The sequence below is a fragment of the Telluria sp. GW821-FHT07G12 genome (assembly GCF_059418525.1).
Genome location: NZ_JBWKQA010000007.1, coordinates 57,730 through 82,460 on the forward strand (window position 1 = coordinate 57,730; position 24,731 = coordinate 82,460).

Annotated in this window: 20 protein-coding genes; 11 read left to right on the plus strand and 9 right to left on the minus strand. The window is 69.3% G+C overall.

What is annotated here, in order from left to right; all coding sequences use genetic code 11:
* The first annotated feature begins 1 nt into the window (after position 1).
* The 11 genes from AC07PE_RS22590 to AC07PE_RS22640 all read left to right on the plus strand — a co-directional run bounded on the left by AC07PE_RS22590 (position 2) and on the right by AC07PE_RS22640 (position 14,413).
* Positions 2-838, plus strand: a complete 837-nt coding sequence (locus AC07PE_RS22590; RefSeq protein WP_498768697.1) for a MetQ/NlpA family ABC transporter substrate-binding protein — start codon at positions 2-4, stop codon at positions 836-838.
* A complete protein-coding gene (locus AC07PE_RS22595) occupies positions 835-2,220 on the plus strand; it encodes an LLM class flavin-dependent oxidoreductase (protein WP_498768699.1) in 1,386 nt (461 codons plus the stop codon). The genes AC07PE_RS22590 and AC07PE_RS22595 overlap by 4 nt, the downstream gene beginning before the upstream one ends.
* A gap of 25 nt (positions 2,221-2,245) precedes the next feature.
* Positions 2,246-3,250 carry an aliphatic sulfonate ABC transporter substrate-binding protein gene (locus tag AC07PE_RS22600; RefSeq protein WP_498768701.1) on the plus strand — a complete coding sequence of 335 codons (1,005 nt, stop codon included), beginning with the start codon at positions 2,246-2,248 and terminating at the stop codon, positions 3,248-3,250.
* A 4-nt stretch (positions 3,251-3,254) separates the two neighbouring features.
* Positions 3,255-4,088: an ABC transporter permease gene (locus tag AC07PE_RS22605; protein WP_498768703.1), complete on the plus strand. Its 834-nt coding sequence runs from the start codon at positions 3,255-3,257 to the stop codon at positions 4,086-4,088.
* Positions 4,085-4,816 carry an ABC transporter ATP-binding protein gene (locus AC07PE_RS22610; protein WP_498768705.1) on the plus strand — a complete coding sequence of 244 codons (732 nt, stop codon included), beginning with the start codon at positions 4,085-4,087 and terminating at the stop codon, positions 4,814-4,816. The genes AC07PE_RS22605 and AC07PE_RS22610 overlap by 4 nt, the downstream gene beginning before the upstream one ends.
* Positions 4,817-4,911: 95 nt before the next feature.
* The gene (locus AC07PE_RS22615) at positions 4,912-6,420 is read left to right on the plus strand and encodes an FAD-dependent oxidoreductase (RefSeq protein ID WP_498768707.1); all 1,509 of its coding nucleotides are present in this window, start codon (positions 4,912-4,914) and stop codon (positions 6,418-6,420) included.
* Between the two features lie 90 nt (positions 6,421-6,510).
* On the plus strand, positions 6,511-7,920 hold the full coding sequence (locus AC07PE_RS22620; protein WP_498768709.1) for an APC family permease: 1,410 nt from the start codon (positions 6,511-6,513) through the stop codon (positions 7,918-7,920).
* Positions 7,917-8,519 (plus strand): SAM-dependent methyltransferase, encoded by a 603-nt coding sequence (locus AC07PE_RS22625; protein ID WP_498768711.1) that lies wholly within the window; start codon positions 7,917-7,919, stop codon positions 8,517-8,519. Before AC07PE_RS22620 ends, AC07PE_RS22625 begins: the two co-directional genes overlap by 4 nt.
* Positions 8,520-8,603: 84 nt before the next feature.
* Positions 8,604-10,487, plus strand: coding sequence for an AI-2E family transporter (locus AC07PE_RS22630; protein WP_498768713.1), 1,884 nt, complete (start codon positions 8,604-8,606; stop codon positions 10,485-10,487).
* Between the two features lie 114 nt (positions 10,488-10,601).
* On the plus strand, positions 10,602-12,860 hold the full coding sequence (locus AC07PE_RS22635) for a hypothetical protein (protein WP_498768715.1): 2,259 nt from the start codon (positions 10,602-10,604) through the stop codon (positions 12,858-12,860).
* Positions 12,857-14,413, plus strand: coding sequence for an MFS transporter (locus AC07PE_RS22640; RefSeq protein ID WP_498768719.1), 1,557 nt, complete (start codon positions 12,857-12,859; stop codon positions 14,411-14,413). Before AC07PE_RS22635 ends, AC07PE_RS22640 begins: the two co-directional genes overlap by 4 nt.
* On the opposite strand, the gene AC07PE_RS22645 is transcribed toward AC07PE_RS22640, so the two are convergent.
* From AC07PE_RS22645 to AC07PE_RS22685, 9 genes are all read right to left on the minus strand, one after another.
* Positions 14,388-15,263, minus strand: coding sequence for a CPBP family intramembrane glutamic endopeptidase (locus AC07PE_RS22645; RefSeq protein ID WP_498768721.1), 876 nt, complete (start codon positions 15,261-15,263; stop codon positions 14,388-14,390). The genes AC07PE_RS22640 and AC07PE_RS22645 overlap by 26 nt on opposite strands.
* A 69-nt stretch (positions 15,264-15,332) precedes the next feature.
* Positions 15,333-15,995 carry an anti-sigma factor family protein gene (locus AC07PE_RS22650; protein ID WP_498768723.1) on the minus strand — a complete coding sequence of 221 codons (663 nt, stop codon included), beginning with the start codon at positions 15,993-15,995 and terminating at the stop codon, positions 15,333-15,335.
* Positions 15,992-16,564: an RNA polymerase sigma factor gene (locus AC07PE_RS22655; protein ID WP_498768725.1), complete on the minus strand. Its 573-nt coding sequence runs from the start codon at positions 16,562-16,564 to the stop codon at positions 15,992-15,994. The genes AC07PE_RS22650 and AC07PE_RS22655 overlap by 4 nt, the downstream gene beginning before the upstream one ends.
* A 90-nt stretch (positions 16,565-16,654) precedes the next feature.
* Positions 16,655-17,764, minus strand: coding sequence for a TIGR03118 family protein (locus AC07PE_RS22660; protein ID WP_498768727.1), 1,110 nt, complete (start codon positions 17,762-17,764; stop codon positions 16,655-16,657).
* A gap of 142 nt (positions 17,765-17,906) precedes the next feature.
* A complete protein-coding gene (locus AC07PE_RS22665; protein ID WP_498768729.1) occupies positions 17,907-20,303 on the minus strand; it encodes a WD40/YVTN/BNR-like repeat-containing protein in 2,397 nt (798 codons plus the stop codon).
* Positions 20,304-20,479: 176 nt separating this feature from the next.
* Positions 20,480-21,502 (minus strand): MBL fold metallo-hydrolase, encoded by a 1,023-nt coding sequence (locus AC07PE_RS22670; RefSeq protein ID WP_498768731.1) that lies wholly within the window; start codon positions 21,500-21,502, stop codon positions 20,480-20,482.
* Positions 21,503-21,532: 30 nt separating this feature from the next.
* On the minus strand, positions 21,533-22,681 hold the full coding sequence (locus AC07PE_RS22675; protein ID WP_498768733.1) for an acyltransferase family protein: 1,149 nt from the start codon (positions 22,679-22,681) through the stop codon (positions 21,533-21,535).
* 96 nt (positions 22,682-22,777) lie between these two features.
* Positions 22,778-23,722 carry a LysR family transcriptional regulator gene (locus AC07PE_RS22680; RefSeq protein ID WP_498768735.1) on the minus strand — a complete coding sequence of 315 codons (945 nt, stop codon included), beginning with the start codon at positions 23,720-23,722 and terminating at the stop codon, positions 22,778-22,780.
* Positions 23,723-23,778: 56 nt separating this feature from the next.
* Complete coding sequence (locus AC07PE_RS22685) at positions 23,779-24,729, minus strand: glycoside hydrolase family 43 protein (protein WP_498768737.1); 951 nt, start codon at positions 24,727-24,729, stop codon at positions 23,779-23,781.
* Positions 24,730-24,731 lie beyond the last annotated feature (2 nt).

The window sequence follows — 24,731 nt, forward strand, 5'->3', positions numbered from 1 at the left end:
TATGCTGCAAGCACGCCGCATGGCCATCGCCGCCATGCTCGCCATGGCCATCGCGCCGGCCGTCCAGGCCAGGGAGCCGAACGAAGTCGTGATCGGCACCAGCGCCGGCCCCTACGCCGACCAGGTCAGGCATGGTATCAAGCCCATCCTCGAACGCCAGGGCTACAAGGTCAAGGTGGTCGAGTTCAGCGACTATATCCAACCCAACTTCGCCCTCGCCGAAGGTTCGCTGGACGCCAATGTGTTCCAGCACGGCGTCTACCTGAAGAAGTTCGCGGCGGACCACAAGCTGGCCCTGAGCGAACTGGTGACGATACCCACGGCGCCGATCGCCATCTACAGCCGCCGCCACCGCAGCCTGGACGAGGCACGCGCCGGCGCCACGGTGGCGCTGCCGAACGACCCGACCAATCAGGCACGCGCCCTGGTCATGCTGGAGCAGCTGGGATGGATCCGGCTGCGCCCGAACACCGATCCGATAAAGGCTTCCGAGCGCGACATCGCGGCCAACCTGCGCGGCGTGCGCCTGCTGCCGCTCGAGGCGGCCCAGCTGCCGCGCGCCTTGCAGGACGCCGACTATGCCTTCGTCAACGGGAACTACGCGCTGGCCTCCGGCCTGAAGCTGACCGAGGCCCTACGCACCGAAGCCATCTCGCGCAACTACGTGAACCTGGTGGCGGTGCGCACGGCCGATATCGGCAAGCACTTCGCGCGCGACCTCGCCGCCGCCTACCGTTCGCGCGAATTCCTGGCCTGGACCGTGCAGAACTGCCAGGGCTATGCCAAGACCGACTACCAGCTGGCGCTGTTGGGCAGCAAAGCTGGAGCCGCGCCATGAGCCGCCGGATCCGTTTCAACGCCTTCCAGATGAACACGGTCAGCCACCAGTCGCCCGGCCTCTGGACCCATCCGCGCGACACCAGCCACCGCTACAAGACCACGGAGCACTGGGTCGAACTGGCGCGCCTGCTGGAGCGCGGCGGCTTCGACGCCCTGTTCCTGGCCGACGTGCTGGGGGTCTACGACGTCTACGAGGGCACCGCCGATGCCGCCCTGCGCCACGCGGTGCAGGCGCCGCTGAACGATCCGCTGGCCCTGGTGCCCCTGCTGGCCCACGCCACCCACCACCTCGGCTTCGGGGTCACCGCTGCCCTCACCTACGAGCACCCGTACACTTTTGCGCGCCGCATGTCGACGCTGGACCACCTGAGCGGCGGCCGGGTCGGCTGGAACATCGTCACCGGCTACCTGGACAGCGCCGCCCGCAACCTTGGCCTGGAGCGCCAGCTGGGCCACGATGCCCGCTACGACCTCGCCGACGAATACCTCGACGTGGTCTACAAACTGTGGGAAAAGAGCTGGGACGATAACGCCGTCCTTGCCGACAAGACCAGCGCCGTGTATGCCGACCCGGCCCGCGTGCATCCGATCCGCCACCAGGGCAGGCATTACACGGTGCCCGGCATCCACCTGTGCGAGCCTTCGCCGCAGCGCACGCCCTTCCTCTACCAGGCCGGCACTTCGCCGCGCGGGCTGGCCTTCGCGGCGCGCCATGCGGAGGCCACCTTCGTCTGCGGCCCGAGCAAGAAGGTGGTCAAGCGCTACGTCGACCAGACCCGCGAAGCGGTGCGCGCCGCCGGCCGCGATCCGCACGAGGTCCTCGTCTACGCCCAGGCCCTGATCGTGACCGCGCCCACCGCCGGGCTGGCGCGCGCCAAGTACGGCGACTACCTGGACCACGTGGACATCGAAGCCGCGCTGGCACTGCTGTCCGGCTGGACCGGCGTCGACTTTTCGCGCCTGCCGCTGGACGCCACCGTCGACTACATCGACACCGACGCCGGCCGCACGGCCCTGGCCTCGCTCAGCAGCGCAGACCCGGAGCGCAAGTGGACGGTGCGCGAAGCCGCCCGCTTCATCGGCCTGGGCGGCCGCGGACCGGTGCTGGTGGGCGACCCGGGCCAGATCGCCGACCAGCTGGAAGCATGGCAGGAGGAGACGGGCGCCGACGGCTTCAATCTCGCCTTCGCCGTGGCCCACGAATCCATGCGCGACGTGGTCGAACTGGTGGTGCCCGAGCTGCAGCGGCGCGGGCGCTACCGCAAGGACTACGGGGGCGGCACCCTGCGCAGCCAGCTGCTGGGCCGCGGCGACCGCCTCGCGCCGGATCACCCGGGACGCCAGGTGAGCATCGACCCGCCGCAGCGCTCGGCGGCATGAAAACGACAAACCCGAAAGGACCAACGTGAAACGCAGGACCCTGCTCCAAGTCGCCGCCGGCGCTGCCGCCGCCCATACACTCCCACGCGCCGCCTTCGCCGCCGTGGCAAGCGCCCAATCCGGCATCCCGCTCGAGGAACTGCGGCTGGACTACGCCTATTATTCACCCACCAGCCTGGTACTGCGCCGCTTCGGCTGGCTGGAGCAGGAGTTCAAGCCTGAGGGTACGAACATCAAATGGGTGTTCAGCGCCGGCAGCAACCGCGCCCTCGAATACCTGAACGGGAACAGCATCGACATCGGCTCCTCGGCCGGCCTGGCGGCCCTGCTGGCGCGCGCCAACGGCAACCCGATCCGCACGCCCTATATCTACTCGCGCCCGGAATGGACGGCGCTGGTGGTGCGCAAGGACTCGGACATCAGGAGCCTGGCCGACCTGAAGGGCAAGAAGATCGCCGCCACCAAGGGCACCGATCCCTATCTGTTCCTGCTGCGCTCCCTGCAGACGGCGGGCCTCAAGCGCGCCGACATCGAGCACGTCAGCCTGCAGCACGCCGACGGCCGCGTGGCGCTCGAACAGGGCAAGGTCGATGCCTGGGCCGGGCTGGACCCGCACATGGCCGCCAGCGAACTGGAAAGCGGTTCGCGCCTGCTGTACCGGAACGTGGCCTTCAACACCTACGGTTTCCTGAACGTGCGCGAAGCCTTCCTGGCCAGTCATCCGCAGCAGACCGCGCGTGTGATCAAGGCCTACGAACGGGCCCGCGCCTGGATCCGCGCCAACCCCGGCGAGGCCGCGCGCATCCTGGCGGAAGAGGCCAAGGTCTCTTTGCCGGTGGCCCTCCTGCAGATCAAGCTGCGCAGCGATTTCTCCCATCCGCTGCCGGGCGCCGAGCATCTGAACGCCCTGCGCGCCGCCGCCCCCATCCTTCACGACGAGGCGCTGGTCAAGCCGGGCACGGACCTGAACCGGGTGGTGGCGGAGCTGGTCGATACGCGCTTCGCCCAGCCTTATATTGCGCGGGCCTGAAGCGATGAATACCCGTGTGCTGGACCTGCCCCGTGCCGCCATCCATCGACGCGCCAGCGGACTGCGACTGCCGAGGGCCTTGCTGGCGGCGCTTCTGCTGCCCGCCATCGCGCTGTCCGGTCTCGAAATCGCCGTGCGCGCAGGCTTTGTTCCGGCCAACCTGATGCCGCCGCCATCCGAGGTAGCGCGGACACTGGCCTACCTGGCCGGACACGGCCTGGCGGGCCACATCGCGGCCAGCACCTTGCGCGTGGCGCTCGGTTTCGTGTGCGGGGCCGGCGCCGGCCTGCTGCTGGGAGCACTGGTCGCCCTGCACCACGGCGCACGCGGCCTGCTCGATCCCAGCCTGCAGGCGCTGCGCTCGATTCCCTCGCTGGCCTGGGTGCCGCTGCTGCTTCTGTGGTTCGGCATCGACGAGCTGCCCAAGCTGGTGCTGATCGCCATCGGCGCCTTCTTCCCGGTCTACACCGGCGTCACCTCGGGCTTCGCCGGCGTCGACCGCAAGCTGGTCGAAGTCGGCCTCCTGTACCGCCTGGCGCCGCCCGCGCTGGTAGGCCGGGTGCTGTTGCCCGCGGCGCTGCCGTCCATCCTCACCGGGCTGCGCAACGGTCTCTCGCTGGCCTGGATGTTCATGGTGGCGGCCGAACTGATCGCCGCCTCGCGCGGGCTCGGCTACCTGCTGTCGGACGGCCGCGAAACCAGCCGCGCCGACATCGTGCTGGCCGCCATCGTCCTGCTGGCCGTGCTGGGCAAGCTGAGCGACATGGCCATGCTGGCCTTGGAGCGCCGGCTGCTGGCCTGGCGCGATACCCACCTCGATGCAGGAGTACGGACATGAGCTTCCTGCAGATCGAGGTCGACGACAAGCGCTTCGGCGCACGCCAGGTGCTCCGCAACCTGCGCCTGTCGCTGAAGGCGGGCGAGATCGTGAGCCTGCTGGGCGCCAGCGGCTGCGGCAAGAGCACCCTGCTGTCCATCGTCGCCGGCCTGGATCGGGCCGGTGTGGCGCGCGTGCGGCTGGATGGGCGCGAACTGCGGGGCCCCGATGCCGGAATCGGCTTCGTGTTCCAGGAGCCGCGGCTCTTCCCCTGGCTGACGGTGGCGGACAACATCAGCTTCGGCGCCGGCGTCCGACGCGCGCCGAAAGAGGCCATCGCCGCCCTGCTGGAGGAAGTCGGCCTGCCCGGCTATGCCGATGCCCTGCCCAAGCAGCTCTCCGGAGGCCAGGCGCAGCGGGTGGCGATCGCGCGCGGCCTGTACACGCGGCCGCGGGTACTGCTGCTGGACGAACCCTTTTCGGCGGTCGACGCCATCACCCGCATGAAACTGCAAAACCTGCTGGCGCGCGTGGCCCGCGAACGCGGCCTGACGGTGCTGCTGGTGACCCACGACGTCGACGAAGCCGTGCAGCTGTCCGACCGCGTGCTGCTGCTCGATACCCAGCCGGGACCGGCGCGCGTCGAGCTGTCCGTGGGCCTGCCGCGTCCGCGCGCTCGCGGGGGCGCCGGCGCGGCCGCGCTGAAGCGCGAAATCCTCGCTCACTTCGACATCGGCCTGGCCGCGTAGAGATGCCTCCGGAGGGATAGTTTACACCCGGCAACGCTGCGCCGCGGCGGGCCGTATCTTGGGATGATCCGGGAAAAGATATGAAAGGCACTCCCATGGATACATCTTCTCTCTGGAAAGGCACGGCGGCCAAGACGGCCTGCCTGCCGACCCTGCAAACCGACCTGCAAGTCGACGTCGCCATCGTCGGCGCCGGCATCACCGGCCTGTCCGCCGCCATGCTGCTGGTCCAGGCCGGCAAGCGCGTGGCCGTGCTCGACGCCCACAAGGCCGGCGACGCCAGCACCGGCAATTCGACCGGCAACCTGTACGCCACCGTCGACCTTGGCCTGCACACGCTCGAAGAGCAGCACGGACTCGAAACCATGCGCCGCGTGGTGGAGTCGCGCGCCGCCGCCATCGACCTGATCGAAGCCACGGTCGGCAGCCTGAACCTCGATTGCGGCTTCCAGCGCGTGCCCTGGAACCTGCTCGCCCTCGATGCCGACCACGTCGGCGAGGTCGAGAAGGAAGCGCTGGCCGCCATGCGCGCGCGCCTTCATACCGACCTGCGCGACGATACGCCGCTGCCGCTCGACACGGCGAAGGCCCTGCGGGTCGAGGAACAGGCCCAGTTCCAGCCGCTCGACTACGTGCGCCAGCTGGCCCAGCGCATCGCCGGCGAGGATTGCCTGATCTTCGAGAACACCCGCGTCACCGCCATCGAGGACGAGCCGGCCGTGGTCCACACCGAGCACGGCAAGGTGCAAGCCCAGCACATCGTGATCGCTACCCATACCCCGGTCGGCATCCACCTGGTGCAGTCGCAGCTGGAAGTGGTGCGCGAGTACGGCATCGCCGCGCCGCTGCACGACAGCTTTCCCGAGCCGGGCGTCTACTGGTGCATCGGCCAGCAGCGGTATTCGGTGCGCACCTACACCGCGCACGGCCGCACCTGGCTGGCCGTGATCGGCAGCGCCCACAAGCTGGGCGAACAGGAGGTGGGCGCCGAACGCTTCCAGGCGCTCGAGGATTTCGCGCGCGACCACTGGCCGATCGGCCCCGTCGAATACCGCTGGTCGGCCCAGCGCTACCGCGCCAAGGACAAGCTGCCCTACATCGGCCGCAACGTCGACGCCAGGAACACTTATATCGCCACCGGCTTCTCGGGCGACGGCCTGACCTACGGCACCCTGGCCGGGATGATGCTGGCCGACGAGATCCTCGGGCGCGGCACGCCCTGGCGCGACCTGTACGCTGTCGACCGGCTGGCCCAGGGCGAGCGCCCGGGGGGCTTCGAGCGGGAACGCAGCGGACCGGCCAGCCCGGACCCGGCGGTCATGCTCGGCGCCGAGGAAGTGACCGCCCTGCAGGACCTGCCGCCCTGCCAGAGCCGCAAGATCGATGTCGGCGGCCAGCCGGTGGCGGTCTACCGCGGCAAGGATGGCGCGCTGCAGGCGGTGGCCGGCAAATGCTCGCACATGGGCTGCGAGATCAAGTGGAACGGCGCCGAGACCAGCTGGGACTGCGATTGCCACGGCAGCCGCTTCGCGCCGGACGGCCGGGTACTGGAAGGGCCGGCCCTGGTGCCGCTCCAGGTGGCGGCGGTCGAGCAAGGCAGCTGAGTCAGGCAGCTGAGGCCGTGCCGCACTTGATGCGGCTCACAGCTTTGCCTGGAGGAGGAACTTGTCGCACGCCGGCCCGTCCTAAGGGACATGCCGACCCCGTCCACCACCACGCCTGACCCGCTTGCCCAGCCGCGCCCGCTGCTCGGGCTGCGTGAAGCCGTTTTGCTGATCGTCGGCATCGTGGTCGGCGCCGGCATATTCAAGGCGCCGGCCCTGGTGGCCGGCATGAGCGCCAGCGCCGGCAGCATGTTCCTGGCCTGGGCCCTGGGCGGCGCGGTGTCGCTGGCCGGGGCGCTGTGCTACGCCGAGCTGAGCACCGCCTATGCGCATGCCGGCGGCGACTACCACTTCCTGCACCGCGCCTACGGCCGCGCGGTCGCCTTCCTGTTCGGCTGGGCGCGCTACGCCGTGATCACCACCGGGTCCATCGCCCTGCTGGCCTTCGTGTTCGGCGACTACCTGGCCCAGGTGGCGCCGCTGCCGGGACTGACGGCGGCCGCCGGCGGCGCCCTGTATGCCGGCGCCGCCGTGCTGGTGCTGGGCCTGCTCAACCTGCACGGCCTGCGCGCCGGCAGCGCCACCCAGACCTGGCTGACCCTGGCCGAAGTCGGCGGCCTGCTGCTGGTGGCGCTGGCCGCCCTCCAGCTTCCGGCCAGCGCACCAGCGCCCGCCGCCGCGGCCCCTCCCACTGAGGGCTCCTTCGGGCTGGCGATGGTGTTCGTGCTGCTGACCTACGGCGGCTGGAACGAGGCCGCCTACCTCAGCGCCGAAGTGCGCGACGGCGCCGTCAACATGGTCCGCTCGCTGGTGCTGGCGGTGCTGATCGTCACCGGGCTCTACCTGCTCGTCACCTGGGGCTACTGGCGCGGCCTGGGCATGCACGCGCTGGCGTCCTCGCAGGCGCCCGCCGCCGAGCTGATGCGGCGCGCCTTCGGGCGCGGCGGCGAGCAGGCCATCGCTCTGCTGGTGGCCGTGTCCGCCCTCACCTCGATCAACGCCACCATGATCGTCGGCGCCCGCACCGGCTATGCGATGGGACGCGACTGGAGGCCGCTGGCCTGGCTGGCGCGCTGGGACGGGCGGCGCGCCACGCCGACCCTGGCGATGCTGCTGCAATGCGGCGCGGCCCTGCTGCTGATCGGCCTGGGCACCGCGCTCGGCGGCGGTTTTCGCAGCATGGTGGAATTCACCGCGCCCGTGTTCTGGCTGTTCTTCCTGCTGAGCGGCATTTCCCTGTTCGTGCTGCGCCGGCGCGAGCCCGGCCATGCGCGGCCCTACAGGGTGCCGCTGTTCCCGCTGCTGCCGCTGCTGTTCTGCGCCAGCTGCGCCTACATGCTGTGGTCCAGCCTGAGCTATGTGAGCAGCCAGACCCTCGGCGGGCTGAACGCGGCCTGGATCGGAGTCGCGGTGCTGGCCGCCGGCGTGTTGCTGCTGGCCCTGCTGCACCAGGACGAGGCCTACCACGACCCTGCCAACGACGAGGAGCACCGACGATGAACCTGCCAACACGCCGCCGTACCCTGCTGCTGTCCGCCGCTGCCGGCGCCGGACTGGGCCTGTTTCCGCCCCGCCTGACCTGGTCCCAGGACGCGCCCCAGCCGCCCAGGCTCGACGTGCCCTTCGTGCCCACGCCCCAGGAGGTGGTCGACCGCATGCTGGCGCTGGCGAAGGTCGGCAAGAACGACACCTTGTACGACCTCGGCTGCGGCGACGGCCGCATCGTGGTGACCGCCGCCAAACGCTTTGGCGCCCACGGGGTCGGCATCGACCTGAATCCGGAGCGCATCGTCGAAGCCGAGGCCAACGCCAGGAAGGCCGGCGTCGACAAACAGGTCAGCTTCAAGGTGGCGGATCTGTTCGACACCGATCTCTCGCCGGCCTCGGTGGTCAGCCTCTACCTGCTGCCCGACGTCAACGTCAGGCTCAGGCCGCGGCTGTGGGCCCAGCTCAAGCCCGGCTCGCGGGTGGTCTCGCACGCCTTCGACATGGGGCCGGAATGGCCGCCCGAGCGCACGGTCGACGTCAACGGACGGACCATTTATCTGTGGACCATTGGAGCGGCGCAGAAGACCGCCGGCGGAAAGAAATCGGCATAAAATTGATCGTATTCACGTTTTTGCGATACATTGCTAGTTTTACGTTTCCACGGGATAGTTTTCTATCCCGCCCGCAGCACGCGAATGCGCGATCTTTCCCTGTTCAAGCACCTGAATGCCGGCTCGCTGGTCACCGTGACCTGCGGGCTGGGACTCCTCTATTTCGGTCGAGACGTCCTCGAGCCGATCGCCCTCGCGTCCATCCTGAGCCTGGTCATCGCGCCGCTGATCCGCAGCATGCGCCGCGCCGGCCTGCACCAGATGCCGGCCACCATGCTGTCGGTACTGCTGGCCACCACCTGCCTGGTCGGGGTGGGCATCGTGCTGGCGTTCCAGTTGGTGGCGGTGACGCGCGACCTGCCCAAGTACCGGGCGGCGATGCGCACCAAGGTGGCCGCCGTGCGCGAACTGGCCGAGCGCCCCTTCGAGCGCATCGAGGCCGAGCTGAGCGCGGTCGCGCCGACCGGCGGCACCACGGCCACCGGCAAGCGCGGCATGACCACGATCACCATCAGCCCGACCCAGCCGATCCCGGTCGAGATCCGCGCCCCGCGCCTGACCACCACCGGCGCCATCACCCGCCTGTTTTCGCTGGCCTGGGGACCGATAGGCGAGGCCGGCCTGGTGCTGGTGCTGCTGATATTCATGTCACTGGAGCACGAATCGCTGCGCGACCGCCTGATCCGGCTGGGCGGGCAGACCGAGGTCAGCCGCACGATCCAGGCCCTGGCCGACGCCGCCCAGGGCGTATCTCGCTTCTTCTTCTCGCAATTCATCGTCAACGTCACCTTCGGCCTCCTGATCGGCGTGGTGCTGTGGGCCGCCGACGTGCCGCACGCCGCGCTGTGGGGCGCGCTGAGCGGCCTGCTGCGCTTCGTGCCCTACCTCGGCATCATGGCGGCCGGCGCCGTGATCGCGCTGTTCGTCGCCGCCATCGATCCGGGCTGGACCCTGGCGCTGTCCTGCATGGTGCTGTTCGTCGCGCTGGAGCTGCTGGTGGCGAACATCGTCGAGCCCAAGGTGTATGGCCACAGTTCCGGCCTGTCGCCGCTGGCGGTGATCATCTCGGCCCTGTTCTGGGGCGCGATGTGGGGCCCGGTCGGCCTGCTGCTGTCGACACCACTGACCCTGTGCCTGGTAGTCGCCGGCCGCCACGTGCGCACGCTGGAACCGGTCACCATCCTGCTCGGCGACGCCCCGGCGGTGTCCGGCGCCCAGCGCTTCTACCAGCGCATCCTGGCCGGCGACATCGCCGCCATCATCCACGACGCCCAGGCCTTCCTGGAGCGCTCCAGCTTCGCGCGCTACTGCGACCACATCCTGTTGCCGGGCATCGTGCTGGCCGCCAACGACACCCGCTCGGGCAAGATGGAAAAGCCGCAGGAAGAGCGGATCCGCACCGCCATCGCCGACGTCGCCGCGACCCTGACTCCGGAATCGGGCGGCCCGCCGAAGAACCGCCGGCGCAACCTGTCGCTGCTCGACGCCAACATCGGCGCCCACCTGCGCCAGATGCGCGAAGCGCGCCTGGGCCGCTGGCAGGGCGAGCTCGACGTGCCGGCCCACTCGGTCGTGCTGTGCGTGGGCCTGGCCTCCATGCGCGACGACCTGCTCAGCGAACTGCTGGTGCGGGCACTGCGCGAAGACGAGGTCGACGCGCGCAGCTTCTCGATCATCGGCGAGAGCGAGAACCCCGGACCGGACAAGGCCGAGCTGATTTCGACCGTCTTCATCAATTATCCGATCGAGGCCATGCTCGACCAGTGGCTGACCGCGGTCGCCAACCTGCGCGCCGGCCTGCCGGAGGCGATGCTGGTGACGATACGCCTGCCGCTGATCGACCCGGTGCCGAGCGCCTCGCTGGTCGAAAAACACGTCGACATGGTGCTGCGCTCCTTCGAAGAGGCGCTGGCCCTGGTCACGCCCGAGCAGGCGCCGGCGCTCAAACAGAGCCGACTTTCCGCCTGACAGCATTTCCGCTGCGGCGTTTTGATCCGCAGCCAAGACCTTGCGCGCGGCATGTTCCGCAGCGTCAGGCTTGCCCGTATGATCGGAGCGACGGGCGATGAAAGGGAGCGGGCCATGCAAGAGCCAAGCGGGATCGACGAGCGCGGGGCCGCGGACGGGCGGCCGGCTCGGGCGCGTCCGCCCCAGCCCCGGCCCGAATCCGCGGCAGCTCTGGCGCCACCCCGGCGCACGCCCACGCCCACGAGCCGGCTCACCCGCTACACCTTCCTGCGCCGCATCCTGCTGCTGAATTTCTACCCGGTGCTGACGGTGGTCGCCGGCAATACCATCCTGCTCGGGGTGCCCCAGGCGCGCGAAGCGCTGGGCGCCTTCCGCGGCACCGGCGAGACCACCGAAAGCCTGTGGTCCAACGCCAGCTACTGGATCTTCATCGCCGCCCTGGTCTACTGGTCGCTCACCGCCTGGTATTGCGCGCGCCTGCTGCTGGCCAAGCGCTTCGCCGTCGACAACGTCGGCCTGTGTGCGCACCACCGCTTTGCCGCCGCCGTCAACACCTGGCTGCCGCGCGCGCTGGGCCTGCTGTCCTGCGTGCCGATCACGATCTGGTTCGCGCTGCCCGGCACGCCGTCCGGCGCCTGGCTGGCCCCGGCCATCTATACCGGCGCCTTCCTGATGCTGGCGGTGCTGCGCCGCAAGCTGATCAACCGCTGGCTCGGGCGGCAGGCAGTGGCGCCGCAGGCCTGGGCGCGCTCGCGCCGCACGCCGCCCGTGAGCGTGGCCGCCGTGCTGCTGATGTTCGGCGTGTCGGTGCTGGTGCTGGCGGCGGTGTGTTTCGGCCAGGAAGCGGCGGCGCGGGCGCTGGGCGCGCCGGCCCTGCTGCTGTTCGCCTTCGGTTCCTGGACCGTGTTCGGCAGCATCGTGCTGGTCTACCTGCCGAAGAGCGCCGGCTGGCCCTCGCTGGCCCTGCTGCCGCTGTTCGCCGTGCTGCTGGCCTCGACCTCCAACGAAAACCATTACGTCGCCCGCAACGCCGGCCCGCCGCTGGCGGTGCGGCGCCCGGCGCTGGCCGAGGATTTCCGCGCCTGGCAAGCGGCGCGCGGAACGCATGGCGACGAGCCGGTCTACCTGGTGGCGGCGGCCGGCGGCGCGTCCAGGGCGGCCTTCTGGGCCGGCACCCTGCTGCTCGAACTGGAGCGCCAGGCGCGCAGCCAGGGCAAGCGCTTCGCCCCGAACATCTATGCGATGAGCGGCGTGTCCGGCGGCAGCCTGGGCCTGGCCGCCTTTGCCGGCTCGCTGGCCGTCGGCGGCCCGGATTATGCGGCGACGGCCAGCCAGGTCGGCGCCTTCCTCGGCCAGGACTACCTGGCGCCGCTGGTCGGCTACCTGCTCTACCCGGACCTGCTGGCGCGCTTCTCGCCCTTCCCCTGCCACAGCTGCGACCGCTCGCTGGCGCAGGAAGGCGCCTGGCAGCGCGGCTGGGCGCAGCGCTTCCCGCATTCGAAGGCGGCCGACTGGTTCGCGCGGCCCCTGCTCGCACTCGGCCCCGAGGCTGCCGCGATGCCGCGCCTGCTGTTCAACGCGACCTCCGCCAGCGAAGGCCGGCGCGTGGTGCAGGCGAACCTCGCCTTCCTGCCGCCGCAGGCCTACGACCTGTTCGCCGGCGGGCCCGGCGACGCGCCGCTGGACACCAGCCGCATCACGCTCGCGCAGGCGGTCCACAACAGCGCCCGCTTCCCCTACATCAGCCCGGCCGCCCTGGTCTCAACCACCGACGGCCAGCCCTGGGACTACCTGGTCGACGGCGGCTATTTCGAAAATTCCGGCGCCGCCACCCTGAACGCGATGATCGCCGAGATCCTGAAGCTTGGCGTGGTCAGGCCCGAGCAGCTGGTGGTGCTGGTGATCGAGAACGAGCCGGCTACGCAGTCGCAGTGGATCTGCCCGACGCGCGCGCAGATGATCGATGCCGTCGCCGGCCCGCCCCGCCCGCCCTTGAAGGTCGGCCTGCGCCTGCCCTGGCAGCCGCGCCTGCGTCCCGGCGACAAGGTCGTGCCGCCGGTGCCGGAACTGTCGCTGCCTTTCTTCGCCCTCTACCAGACCCGCAATGCGCGGGCCCAGGCGGCAGAGGAAGAAACCCCGCGCCTGCTGGGCGGCTGCGGCGCCGGCCGGGTGATCGAACTGCGCTACCCCTGGACCGCCGAAGGGCGAAAGCCGCCGCTGAGCTGGTTCCTGAACGGCGGCACCACCCGCGCAATGGCCGGCATGCTGCAACGCCGAGAGAGCGAGGCGGCCGAGGTGGATGCCTTCCTGGCCAACTGGCAGCGGGCCAGGCGCATGGTGATGGGGTCCGAGCCTCAGCGGGCTGCGCGGTGAGCTACGCGAACGCCGGGTCCGGGGCGGCTCTCTGTCCGCCGTCCGCGCGCAAATGGGTGCTGGCGAACAGCATCCTGGCCTCCGGCATGGTGTTCATCGACGGCACGGTCGTCAACGTCGCGCTGCCGGCCCTGCAGCGGGCCTTCGACGCCAACGTGGCGCAGGCGCAGTGGGTGGTCGAGGCCTATGCCCTGCTGCTGACCGCCCTGCTGCTGCTCGGCGGCAGCATGGGCGACCGCTACGGACGGCGGCGCGTCTTCGCCGCCGGCGTGCTGCTGTTCGGCGCCGCTTCCGTCCTGTGCGGCGCCGCCCAGAGCATCGGCCAGCTGATCGCCGCGCGGGCGTTGCAGGGACTGGGCGGCGCCTTGCTGGTGCCGGGCAGCCTGGCCCTGATAAGTGCCTCCTTCCCGGAAAACATCCGCGGCAAGGCGATCGGCACCTGGTCCGGCTACACCGCCATTACGGCCGCGGTCGGGCCGGTGCTCGGCGGCTTTCTCATCGAACACGTGTCCTGGCGCTACGCCTTCTTCCTGAACATTCCCTTCACGATCATCGTGCTGTTCCTCACCTTCCGCTACGTGCCGGAAAGCCGCGGCGCGGATGAGGATGCGCACGTCCGCCCCGACTGGGCGGGCGCGGCCCTGGTCAGCCTGGCCCTGGGCTGCCTGGTGTACGGCCTGATCGAGTCCTCGGCGCGCGGCTGGACCGATCCGGCCGTGCTGGCCGCGCTGGCAGCCGCGCCGCTGGCCTTCGCCGCCTTCGTGCGGGTAGAGCTGCGCCATCCCGCGCCGCTGCTGCCCCTGGGCCTGTTCCGGGTGCGCGATTTCAGCGGCGCCAACCTGCTGACCCTGCTGCTGTATGCGGCCCTGGGCGGCCTGATGTTCTTCCTGCCGCTCAACCTGATCCAGGTCCAGGGCTACACCGCCACCGCGGCCGGCGGCGCACTGGTGCCCTTCATCCTGATCATGTTCTCGCTCTCGGGCTGGGCCGGCGGCCTGGTCGACCGCTATGGCGCTCGGCGTCCGCTGGTGATCGGACCCGCCATCGCCGCGGCCGGTTTCGGCTGCTTCGCCCTGCCCGGCATCGGCGGCAGCTACTGGACCGGCTTCTTTCCGGCGATGCTGCTGCTCGGCTTCGGCATGACGGTGACGGTCGCGCCGCTCACCACCACCGTCATGAACGCGCTGGACCCGGTCCACGCCGGACTCGCTTCGGGCATCAACAATGCGGTATCGCGGGCAGCGGGCCTGCTGGCGATTGCCCTGCTGGGCATCGTCATGCAGCGCGGCTTCGAACATGCGCTGGACGAGCGGGTCCGGACCCTGCCGGTGCCCGCCGATGTGCTGGCCCAGCTCGACACGCAGCGCCAGAAACTGGCGGCGATCTCGCTGCCGCCTTCGGTGCCGGCGCCGCAGCGCCAGGCCGTGCGGGAGGCCGTGGCCGGCTCCTTCGTTGCCGGATTCCGCTGGGTGATGCTGCTGTGCGCCCTGCTGTCGGCCTGCAGCGCGCTGTGCGCCTGGTGGATGATCAGCCCGCGAGTGCCGGATAAGTAAAGGCCAGGAAGTGCACCGCATTGAGGGCGAAATGGGTGAGGATCGCGCCCTCGATGCGGCGCGTGCGCAGGTAAGCCGCGCCATAGAACAGCCCTGCCACGGTCGCCAGCAGCACCAGCGGCGCACCGCCACGCGCATGGGCCAGGCCGAACAGCACCGAGCTCAGCACCAGCGCCACGGCGGCGCCGGCACGCCAGCGCGCCAGACCACGCGCCATGCGCTCGAGCAGGAAGCCGCGGAAGAAGGCTTCCTCGGTCACGCAGGTGAACAGCAGATTGGACAGCAGGAAGTACAGCGAGTAAGGGGTCCACTTCAGGTCCGGGCGCACATAATGGAGGGCCCAGCCGGTCCCCAGCACCACCAGCAGCGTGGCCGGCAGCAGCGGCCACACCCGGCGCAGCATGGCGCGCGCTTCCTCGCCGGTACGGATGGTCTGGCAGAACACGCCCATCAGCACGATGCCGGCCACTGCGGTGTCGAAGTTCAGGCGCAGGCTGACCGGCGGCGCGCCGCTCGAAAAGACGATGCCCTCCGCGACCACCGGATTGAAGAAGCCGGGCACGCGGTGCAGCGCCAGCAGCAAGGCGAACAGCCCGCACGACACCAGCAGCGGCAGCCGCTGCCAGGCAGCTTGCGCCTCGCGCGCGCGCCAGGCCAGCACCGCAAACACGGCCACGCCCAGCGGCGCCCGCCAGTCCATGGCGCCGGCCAGCAGCCCGCCCACGCAGGCCAGCACCAGGCCTGCGCACCAGTTCCAGTCGCGCTGCCCGCGTATCGGCGGCGCCCACAGCAGCAGGACGGCCAGGGCCAGGATGCCGAAAGACAGGAGGTGATTGGGGCTGATGAGCATGCGGGGGTCCCGGGCAATATTTGTCGACGCGAAAGATTATAGATCGCGCCGGCCTCGACGGGACCATCGTCATTGCCCGTCTATGGTGTTGAGCGTCTCCGCCAGCGTGACGGCCGGTTCCGCCCGCAGCCGCTGCAGCGCCGGCCCGGCCTCGCCGGGGGCGACCGCCAGCACGTAGGCGTTGCCGGCGGTCGGACCGTCCACCAGGCGGGCCCCGCTGGCCTGCAGGATGCGGCGCAGCTCGCGTTCCGGCGTCGACGGGTCGAAACTGACGACAATATTTCCCTGCAGCGCCGCCTGGCGCGCGCCGAGCGCGTGGTACAGCCCCTGCTCGGGCGCGGGCCGGGCGACCACCAGCCCCAGCACCAGGATCACGCCGAGCTGGACCGCCGCCACCGAGCGCAGCCAGCGCGGGTCGTTGGCTGCCGCCAGCCTGAGCCAGCGGGCCGGACTGCTGCGCAGCTCCTGCGGGCCGAGGCGCGGCTTCAGACGTGCAAAGGCCTGCTGCGCGGACATCCGCGGCGCCGGGTCGGCGCCCGCCGCCATGCCGCGCTCCCATTCCAGCTGCGCCCGGCAGGCCGGGCACTCGCCCAGATGCGCCCGCACGCGCTCCAGCTCGGCGCCGGCGAGGCTGCCGTTGGCCAGCCACGGCAGCAGTATCCGGGTTTCCGCGTGCAGATCCGGACCATGCGGGCCGTCCGGGCCGGTGGAGTCGTTCGGGCTGTCCATCATTGCGTCTCCTGGCGGCCCGCCAGCAGGGCTGCGAGGCGCCGGCGGGCGTTGAACATGCGGGTCTTGACCGTGTTCTGCGGACATCCCAGCACGTCCGCGATATCGGCATAGCCCATGTCGTGAAAATAGGTCAGCTGCACCACCGCGCGCTGGTCGGCCGGCAAGGCGCGCAGGGCGGCGTCCACGGCCTGGTGTTGGCGCAGCAGCGCGCACTGGCGCTCAGGCTGGCTGTCCGGCCCGGCCTCGAACAGGTCGGGCTCCAGCTCGAGCGCCTCGTCGATGGCGGTGTGCATGCCGCTCAAGGCCTTGCGGGCCCGCCGCCAGGCGATCGCGAAGATCCAGGTGGAGACCTTGCAGCTCGCATCCCAGCTCGGCGCCTTGCGCCACACCACCAGCATGGTGTCGTTGACGATCTCTTCGATCAGCGGCGGACTGCGCGTGCTGCGGTTCAGGAAGCGCGTCAGCCGGGCAAAATACAGGTGGTACAGGCGTTCGAAGGCCAGCCGGTCCCCGCCGGCCACCCGCGCCAGCAGGCGGGCGTCCTCGTTGTCGCCATCAGTATCGCGCATGCCGCGTCCCCTTCCGTGCGGTGATCCGGCGCCGTCTTCCGCTTGGACCGCAGGGATGGCGCCGTAATTGCCGCAGCCGCTAGATACGGCTCAATCCTCGGCGTCGTTCATGTCGTCATAGCTGTCGCCGGGCGCCACGTCGAGCCGTCCGTACAGGCCGTGCTTTTCGTCGCCCGGCCCGGTCGTGAAGAACAGGGTGTCGATCGGCTGGTTGGACAGGCCATTGCCGAAGGCGATGCCCCACAGGCCGGGAATCCGGATCGGCCTGTGGTCCGCGCCCTTGAGACGGCCCACCCAGCGGCCGCTGGCGAGGTCGTAGGCATTGATCCTGCCGTCGCCGAAGTTCGACACCAGCAGGCAATTGCTGAACTTGCCGAAGCTGGCCGGCGCCAGCGCCATGCCCCAGGGCGCGTTCAGGGCGCCGTTCGAGGCCAGCCGGCGCAGCAGCTTGCCGTCCGGGTCGAACACGTTCACGTAGCCCAGGCCGCGCCCGGCCACGTCATCCTCGCGGTCCTCGTCCTGTTTCGCATAGCTGACGTAGAGGTCGCCGGCGATGGCCTGGATGCCGAAGGGCGCGAAGCCGGACGGCAGGTTGGGATCGTAGAAGGGCCGGTCCGGCAGGTAGACCGGCTTGAACATGGCGTCGAACACGTCCACCTTCCCGTTGTGGAAGTCGGTCGCGTACAGCAGCGCGCCGCGGCCGTTGGCGCCGACCGCCACGCCCTTGTAGATGGCATGGGCCGGCCCGTTGTCGATCACGCGCACGGCGTGGTTGAGGTCGACCATGGGCGACCAGCCCGAGATGCCGCCGTCCTCGTTCACGAACAGGAAGCGGCTCGGTCCCGAGGCTGCGCCCTTGCTGACGACGAAGCCGGGGCCGCCGTAGAACACGGTGCCGGTCGGGTTGCCGGTTTCCTTGCCCGTGCCCGGAATCGTGACGATCAGGCTCTGCGGCTTGCCGTCGCCGTCGTACAGGGTGGAAAAGCCGGTGCCGTTGTCCGCCACCCAGGCCACGCCGAAGGGATTGAAGGCCAGTCCCCAGGCGTTGACCAGGCGCGGGTCATGGTGTTCGGCGCGGATCTGGTTCGTGTCCGAAACCAGATTGCGCTGCTTGTAGAAATCGCTGGCCCAGGCGCTGGATACGCCGGCGAAGGCCAATACGCCGATCGCGCAGGCCAGTGGTGTGGACATGGTCTTCATCTTGCTCTCTCCCTCAGGTGGACGGATTGCCGGCCGCGCCCGCGTGCGCGAAGCGGACCGGCACCGTTGATTCCCCGGGAGGGAGCGGCGGTTCACGGGGTCAGCTGCGAAAAATCCGATGCCGAAGCCGACCCCGTCGCGCTTACTTCCGCGGCGCCGCCGCCTTCCCGCTGCCGACCCGCGAGCGCGGCGCAGCCTTGCGCACGATGCCCGGCAGCGCCATCGGCACGGCCGATTCCGCTCCCGCCGTCGCCGCAGCGCTCTGCCAGGTGGCGCCGGCCGCGCCGCTGAAGTAGCCGGTCAGCGTCCAGGCGCCGCGCCCCAGCATGGCCGCCACCAGCACGTTCGCCTTGTAGTTGTAGCGCAGGTCCAGCACCAGGCCGTGCGGCAGATTGCTGCCCAGGCGGCTCCAGGTGGCGCCCGCCGTTCCCGGCTCGGCCATCTGGAACACGCCGGCGAGCCCGCCCACCACCAGCACCGTCTTGCCGCTCGCCGCCGGCCGATACAGCTCGATGGTGCGCACCTGCTGGGCCAGGCCTGGCAGGTTGGCGCTCAGCTCGCGCCAGCTGAGGCCCTCGTCGAAGGAGGCCCAGACGCGGTTCTGTTCGTCCACCACGTACACGCGCCGGATGTCCTGCGGGTCCATCACCAGGTCGTTGATGCCGCCGCCCGGGTAGGCGCTCAGGGTCTCGATTGCCTTGGCCTTGCCGCTGCGGTGCAGGATGCGCGGTTCGGCGCTGCCATAGGTGCCGACATAGAAGGCGTCCGCTAACGGCGCCCCGTTCAGGCGTCCACCAAAGGACAGCGAGGAGATGTACTTGCCGGTAAAGCCCAGATCGTAGAGCGTGTCGCCCTGGTCGTGCGACTCGTAGATGTTGGCGGTCCCGATCAGCATGCGGCGCGGATCTATCCGGTTCAGCACATAGGGGTTGTAGAACTGGATGTTGAGGTCATAACTGTGCAGGTCCTGCCCGGCGCCGGGCCCGGAGACGATCTGCAGCCCCAGCTCGGTGGGCCCGCTGATCAGGGTGTTCGACGGGCTCCAGGTCGAGCGGTTGAAGAACTCCAGCACTTCGAAGTTGGTATAGCGGGTCGAGTAGGCGCCTCCGCCGCTGATCTCGTCGACTTCGACCACGCCGCCGTCGCCGGTCAGGAAGTCGGTCCAGGTGCGGCTGCCGGGCGCGTTCTGCATCGGCGTGCCGGTGTCCTGGGTGCCGCCGAACAGGGTTTTCGTCACCGCGTCGTACACGGCAGAATGCATCTCGGCCGGGCGCAGGTCGCCGTTCAGCGAGACCCAGCGGCGGCTGGCCGCGTTCGGGTTGTCGAGGCGGTAGAAGCCGCCGTCGTTCGCTTGCAGCAGGTTGCCGTTGCTGTCGAAGGCCATGTCGCGCGAGTCGGCATGCGGCGAGGTCCCTCCCGCGCCGTTGCAGACCACGTTCTGCCAGGGCGAGGCCAGCGAGGCGTCGCCGCGGAAGACGTTGGCGCTGAAGTCGTTGCAGCCCGCAGCGCTCGGGAAGGGGAAGTCCTGGCGGTCGCCGCTGATGTAGACCACATTGGGATTGAACGGGTCGGCCTCGATGGCGCCGTGGACGATGCCCTGGAAGCCGGGGTGGATGGTGGGCGTGGGCACGCCCAGCGCCGTCCAGCTGGCGCCGTTATTGGCCGAGCGGAAGATGCCGGTGGCCGCGCCGTTGCTGTCGATGAGCATCGCGTACACCACCCCGGTATGACGGCCCACGCTGAGCAGCACCCGCAGCGTGTTGCCGATGCCGCTCAGTCCCGTATTCACCGGCGTCCAGGTCAAGCCGGCGTCATCGCTGCGGTAGATCCCGGGGGCGCCGCCGGACGCATAGCTGGAGGGCACGGCCGCATACACACGTGCGCTGTTGGTAGGATCGGCCACCAGCTTGCTGACGCCGGCGTCCGGCAAGCCGCCCGAGCCGGACACGCGCACGAAGCTGTTGCCGCCATTGGTGCTGCGGTACACGCCGCCGCCGTCGAACAGGGTCGAGGCCAGCACCACCTGCCCCGCCAGCCCGCCGGTGGTGCGCGCCAGCGGCACGATGCTGTTGATGCGGCGCCCGGCGAAGGTGGAGCCGGCCAGAACGGACCAGGTCGCGCCGCCGTCCGTGCTGCGGATGACGCCGAAACCCGGGCTGCCTTCGAAGGCGTCGGAACTGGTGCTGCCGGTGCCGGCGAAGATGGTCGAGGAATTCAGGGGGCTGATGGCGATCGAGTTGATCGACAGGGCCGGCAGCTGCAGGTCGGTCAGCGGCTTCCAGGTCGGCGCGCTCCCGTTCGCATTGGTGCTTTTCCAGACGCCGCCGTTGACGGTGGCGAGGTAAACCGTGCCCGGATGGCTGTAGTCGACGGCGATGCCAATCGCGGCGCCGGCCACCGGGTTGCCGGGCAGGCCCTCGGTCTGGCCGCCGAGCGTCGGCCCGGGGCCCTGCTCGGCCCATTGCGCCCAAGTGGCCGGCGCACTGCCGGCGGCGATGATTCCTATCGCGCAGGCAACTAAATGCTTGAGTTTTGACATGGCAATCTCCTGAAAAGGCTGCTAGCGGTTGGGAAGCAGAGTCCTTCCCACGCTAAGCGCCTACGGCCATGCCCGGTTGATACCGGGCAGATGCCGGGAGACGAAGCCGTCACGAGACGAGCCAGATCAAGGAGATATTTCTAAAGCATTGGTGAAACGCACGACATTGCGCGGATTCATTCCAGGTCCCGCCACCAGGCGCGGCCGGCCTGCGGTTGCATGAGGTCGACCGCTTCGCCCATTTCCGGCGTCGCCAGCGGCACCCCACCCGCCTGCGCCAATGCCGCGATCCGCTCGAACGGGTCCTGCCAGCGGTGCAGGCCGAGGTCGAAGGTGCCGTTATGCACGGGCAGCAGCCATTTTCCCTTGAGGTCGCGGAAAGCCTGCAGCGTCTGTTCCGGCTGCATGTGCACGTCCGGCCAGCGCTCGTCGTAGGCGCCGGTCTCCAGCAAGGCGACGTCGAAAGGACCATATTTGGCGCCGATCTCCTTGAAGCCGTCGAAGTAGCCGGTGTCGCCGCTGAAGAACAGGCGCAGGTCGCCGTGCAGGATCACCCACGACGCCCACAGCGTCGCATTGCCGTCGTTCAGGCCGCGGCCCGAGAAATGCTGGGCCGGCGTCGCCACGAAGCGCACGCCGTCGATCTCGGTCCCCTCCCACCAGTCGAACTCGCGCACCTTATCCGCCGCAATGCCCCAGTCGACCAGGCGCTTGCCGACGCCCAGCGGCGTCAGGAACACCGACGTCTTCGGCGCCAGCGCCAGCACGGCGGCGCGGTCGAGGTGGTCGTAATGGTCGTGCGACAGGATCACGGCCTTGATGGGCGGTAGCTCGGCGATGGCTATCGGGGGCTGGTGGAAGCGCGCCGGCCCGGCCCATTGCACCGGCGAGGCGCGCTCGGAAAAGACCGGGTCGGTCAGGTAGAACTCGCCGGCCAGCTTGATCAGCATGGTCGAATGGCCGAGCCGGTACAGGGTGTTGTCGGGCGCCGCCAGCAGCGCCTCGCGCGTGAGCGCGCGCACCGGCAGCGGCTGGAGCGGCACGGTGCCGGCCGGCTTGTCGAACATGAAGGCCCACCACAGGCGCGCGGTCTCTCCAAAGCTGTGCTTGCGCATGGGGACGGGGTTGCGGAACTTGGCGTCGCGAAATTGCGGCGATTGCGGGAAGGCTGGGGGCGAGGCGGCGCTGGATCGGGTCATGCCCTCCCATATCGGGTCGCGAGGAAAGAATTACAAGGGTTCAGTCCAGCGTACGGCCCTTCCCGCGCCTGGCGCCAGGCCTTCCCCGAGCCATGCACGCAGGCGCCGGGTATTCGCTTCGAAGGGCAGATGGAACAACCAGGCCAGCGCCACAATCCCGCCCAGCATGCCGGCGTAAGCCAGGTAGTGCAGCGGCGCTGCCGGCGACAAACGATGCGCGGCGAAGAACGGCGCGCTGAAGTACAGCATCGCGTCGATCAGCGGCACATGGATCACATAGAGGGTGAAGGAAAAGCCGGCGAAGAAGCGCGCGACGGCCATGATACGGTCGCGCAGCGCTGACGGCCCGGCCGGACGGAAGCGCATACTGCACAGGAACAGCACCAGCGCCAGGCTGAAGGCAAGATCCTGCACGATGGTGTCGAGGGTCATGTGGTTGTTACCGCCGGCGATGCGGAAATAGACCGTCACCGCCAGGAAAAGCAGCAGGAGCAGCGTGCGCCGGAGCCGCCCCGCCGGGATCCGCAGGCGCGAGGCCGCCGTCCCCAGCAGCCAGACCGAGAAATACAGCAGCATCACGCCGCTCAGCAATTGCGCGATGCCGAGCACGGCAAGGATGGCGGCAAGGCGCGCCCATGCCGTGCGTGCGCGGAACACCGTGAGCAGCAGCGGGAACAGGATGTAATACCAGGTCCCGTTCGCCAGCGTCCACAGCGGATAATTGCCGCCGAACCGGGGCACCAGCACAGTCTGCAGGCCCAGCAGGTTGCCGACGAAGGCGCCGGCGGCATACTCGCCGCTGCCGCCCAGGTCGACATACGACGTATCCAGCCAGCCGGCGCAGGCGGCGAACAGCAGCATGGCGGCATAGGCCGGGATCAGCACGATCCAGAGGCGGGTGATGCGGTCGATCGCATAGCGCCGGACCGCGCCCGGGGTATCGATCCTGTCCAGCAGGCCGCCGCCGACCAGCCAGCCGCTCAGCACGAAGAACACGACGATCGCCAGATGGGCGTAGCCGCTCAGGAAGGCGAACAGCTCGAACCACAGCGTGGGGTCGGCGACGCTGCCGAAACCGGGATAGACACGCGCCCGCAAGTGGCCTGCCGCCACCGCCAGGCCTGCCAGGCCGCGCAGCAGCGAGATGAGCATCGAATCGTAGGCATCGGCTTTGGGCATTGCAGGCTCCCTGGCTGACTATGCATAAAGCGTAGGCAGCCAGCGCGGCCGAAAAGTTCCGTTATCTCTGCCGTAAACCGGCGTTTACCCGCCGATTCAGTAGATTTCCGCCGCCGCAGCCCGCACCGCGCGCAGCAGCAGGTCCGCGCCCGGGGACAGCAAGTGGTCACGCTGGCGGATGATGCCGAAGGCGTCCATCTTGCAGGGCAGCTCGATCGGCAGGATGCGCATCACGTTCAGCGAGGCGTAGTACTGCGCCACCTCGAGCGGCATCACGTGCAGCGAATCGGTGTGCTGCAGCAGCGACGTGATCAGCAGCATGGCGGTGGTGTCGACCACGTTGGACGGCGGCTCCAGGCCCGCGCGGCGGAACATCATGTCGAAGCGGTAGCGCAGGATGCTGCCGTGCGGCGGCAGGATCCAGGGCAGCGGCGCGATGTCCTGCAACGCCAGCTCGCGCTTTGCCAGCAGCAGCGGATGGCCGGGCCGCACGACCGCGCAGGCCGGCTCCTCGGTCAGTTCTTCGTAGATCAGGCCGGTGGTGTCGATGGTGTCGAAGATACGGCCGATCATGAAATCCAGGGTCCCGTGCTGGAGCTTGTCGAGCAGGACGTCGCTGGTCTCGAGCTGCACGCCGATGCGCAGCAGCGGCGCCTCTTCCTTCACCCGCGCGATGGCGCGCGGCAGCAGGGCCATGGCCGGGGTCATGATCACGCCCACCTCGGCCTGGCCGGTCAGGCCGGCCTTCAGGGTGACGATGTCGTCGTGCGCCAGCGCCAGGCTGGTGAGGGCCATGCGCGCGTGACGGATCATGGTCTCGCCGTAGATGGTTGGTTCCATCCCGCGCGGCAGGCGCTCGAACAGTTTGACGTCCAGCATCTCCTCCAGGTCCTTGATCTGCTTGGACGCGGCGGGCTGGGTCATGTGCAGCTCCTCGGCCGCCCGGTGGATGTTGCGGTAATCGTCGAGGGCGATCAGCAGCAGCAGCTGGCGGGTCTTGAGGCGGGCCTTGAGGAACCAGTTGGGATTGTTAGTATCCATTAAGCAATCATATCATTATCGATATTGCTTCAACCGGTTCTTTACCGGAACTTGCATCACTTGCAGGCCGACGAGGGGTTGGCCGCCGGTCCCTGGGCGGTCTGCGCCACCGGCAGGATCTTGCCGTCCGGGCCGTAATGCAGCTCCTCGACGGCGGCCGAGCGGCGGAACTCGCCTCCGCCCGGCAGCTTGCCGTTGTGGTAGAAGATGTAGGACTTGCCGTTGAAGTCGACGATGGCATGGTGGATGGTCTTGACGTTCGTGTTCTGCTCCATGATCACGCCGCCGAAGGACCATGGACCGGTCGCGCTGGGGCCGGTCATGTACACCGTCTCTTCCGGGAACTTGCGCGAATAGGACAGGTAGTATTTGCCGGCGTGCTTGTGCAGGTAGGAGGCCTCGGTGAAGGCTTCCAGGCCCACCGTGTGAATCGGGCCATCCAGCTCGATCATGTTGGGTTTGAGCTTCGCGTACTTCATCACCGTGTTGCCCCAGTAGAGGTAAGCCTGGCCGTCGTCGTCGACGAAGATGGCGGGGTCGATGTCGTCCCAGGAGATCGGCGTCTCGTGGGTCATGTCGTTGGTGACCAGGGCCGAGCCCCGCGCGTCGACGAAGGGGCCGGTCGGGCTGTTCGACACCGCCACGCCGATCGCCTTTCCGGGGATGCTCTTGTGCTCGACCGTGGTGTACAGGTAGTACTTGCCGTTGCGCGTGGTGACGTCGCTGGCCCAGGCATCGCGGCCAGCCCACTTGAAGATGGTGTAGGAGACCGGATCCGGGTGCTCGGTCCAGTGCTGCATGTCGCAGCTCGAATAGACGCGCCACTCGTTCATCAGGTAGTCCTTGCCGCCCTCCTTCGCTTCGTCGTGGCCGACGTAAAGGTAGACCCGGCCCTTGTCGACCAGGGCTGCCGGGTCGGCGGTGAAAATCTTGCTGGTGATGGGGTTCGCCCCCTGGGCGAGCGAGGTCACGGCCAGAAGAATGGCCGGCATGGCGCGTTTGAACATGA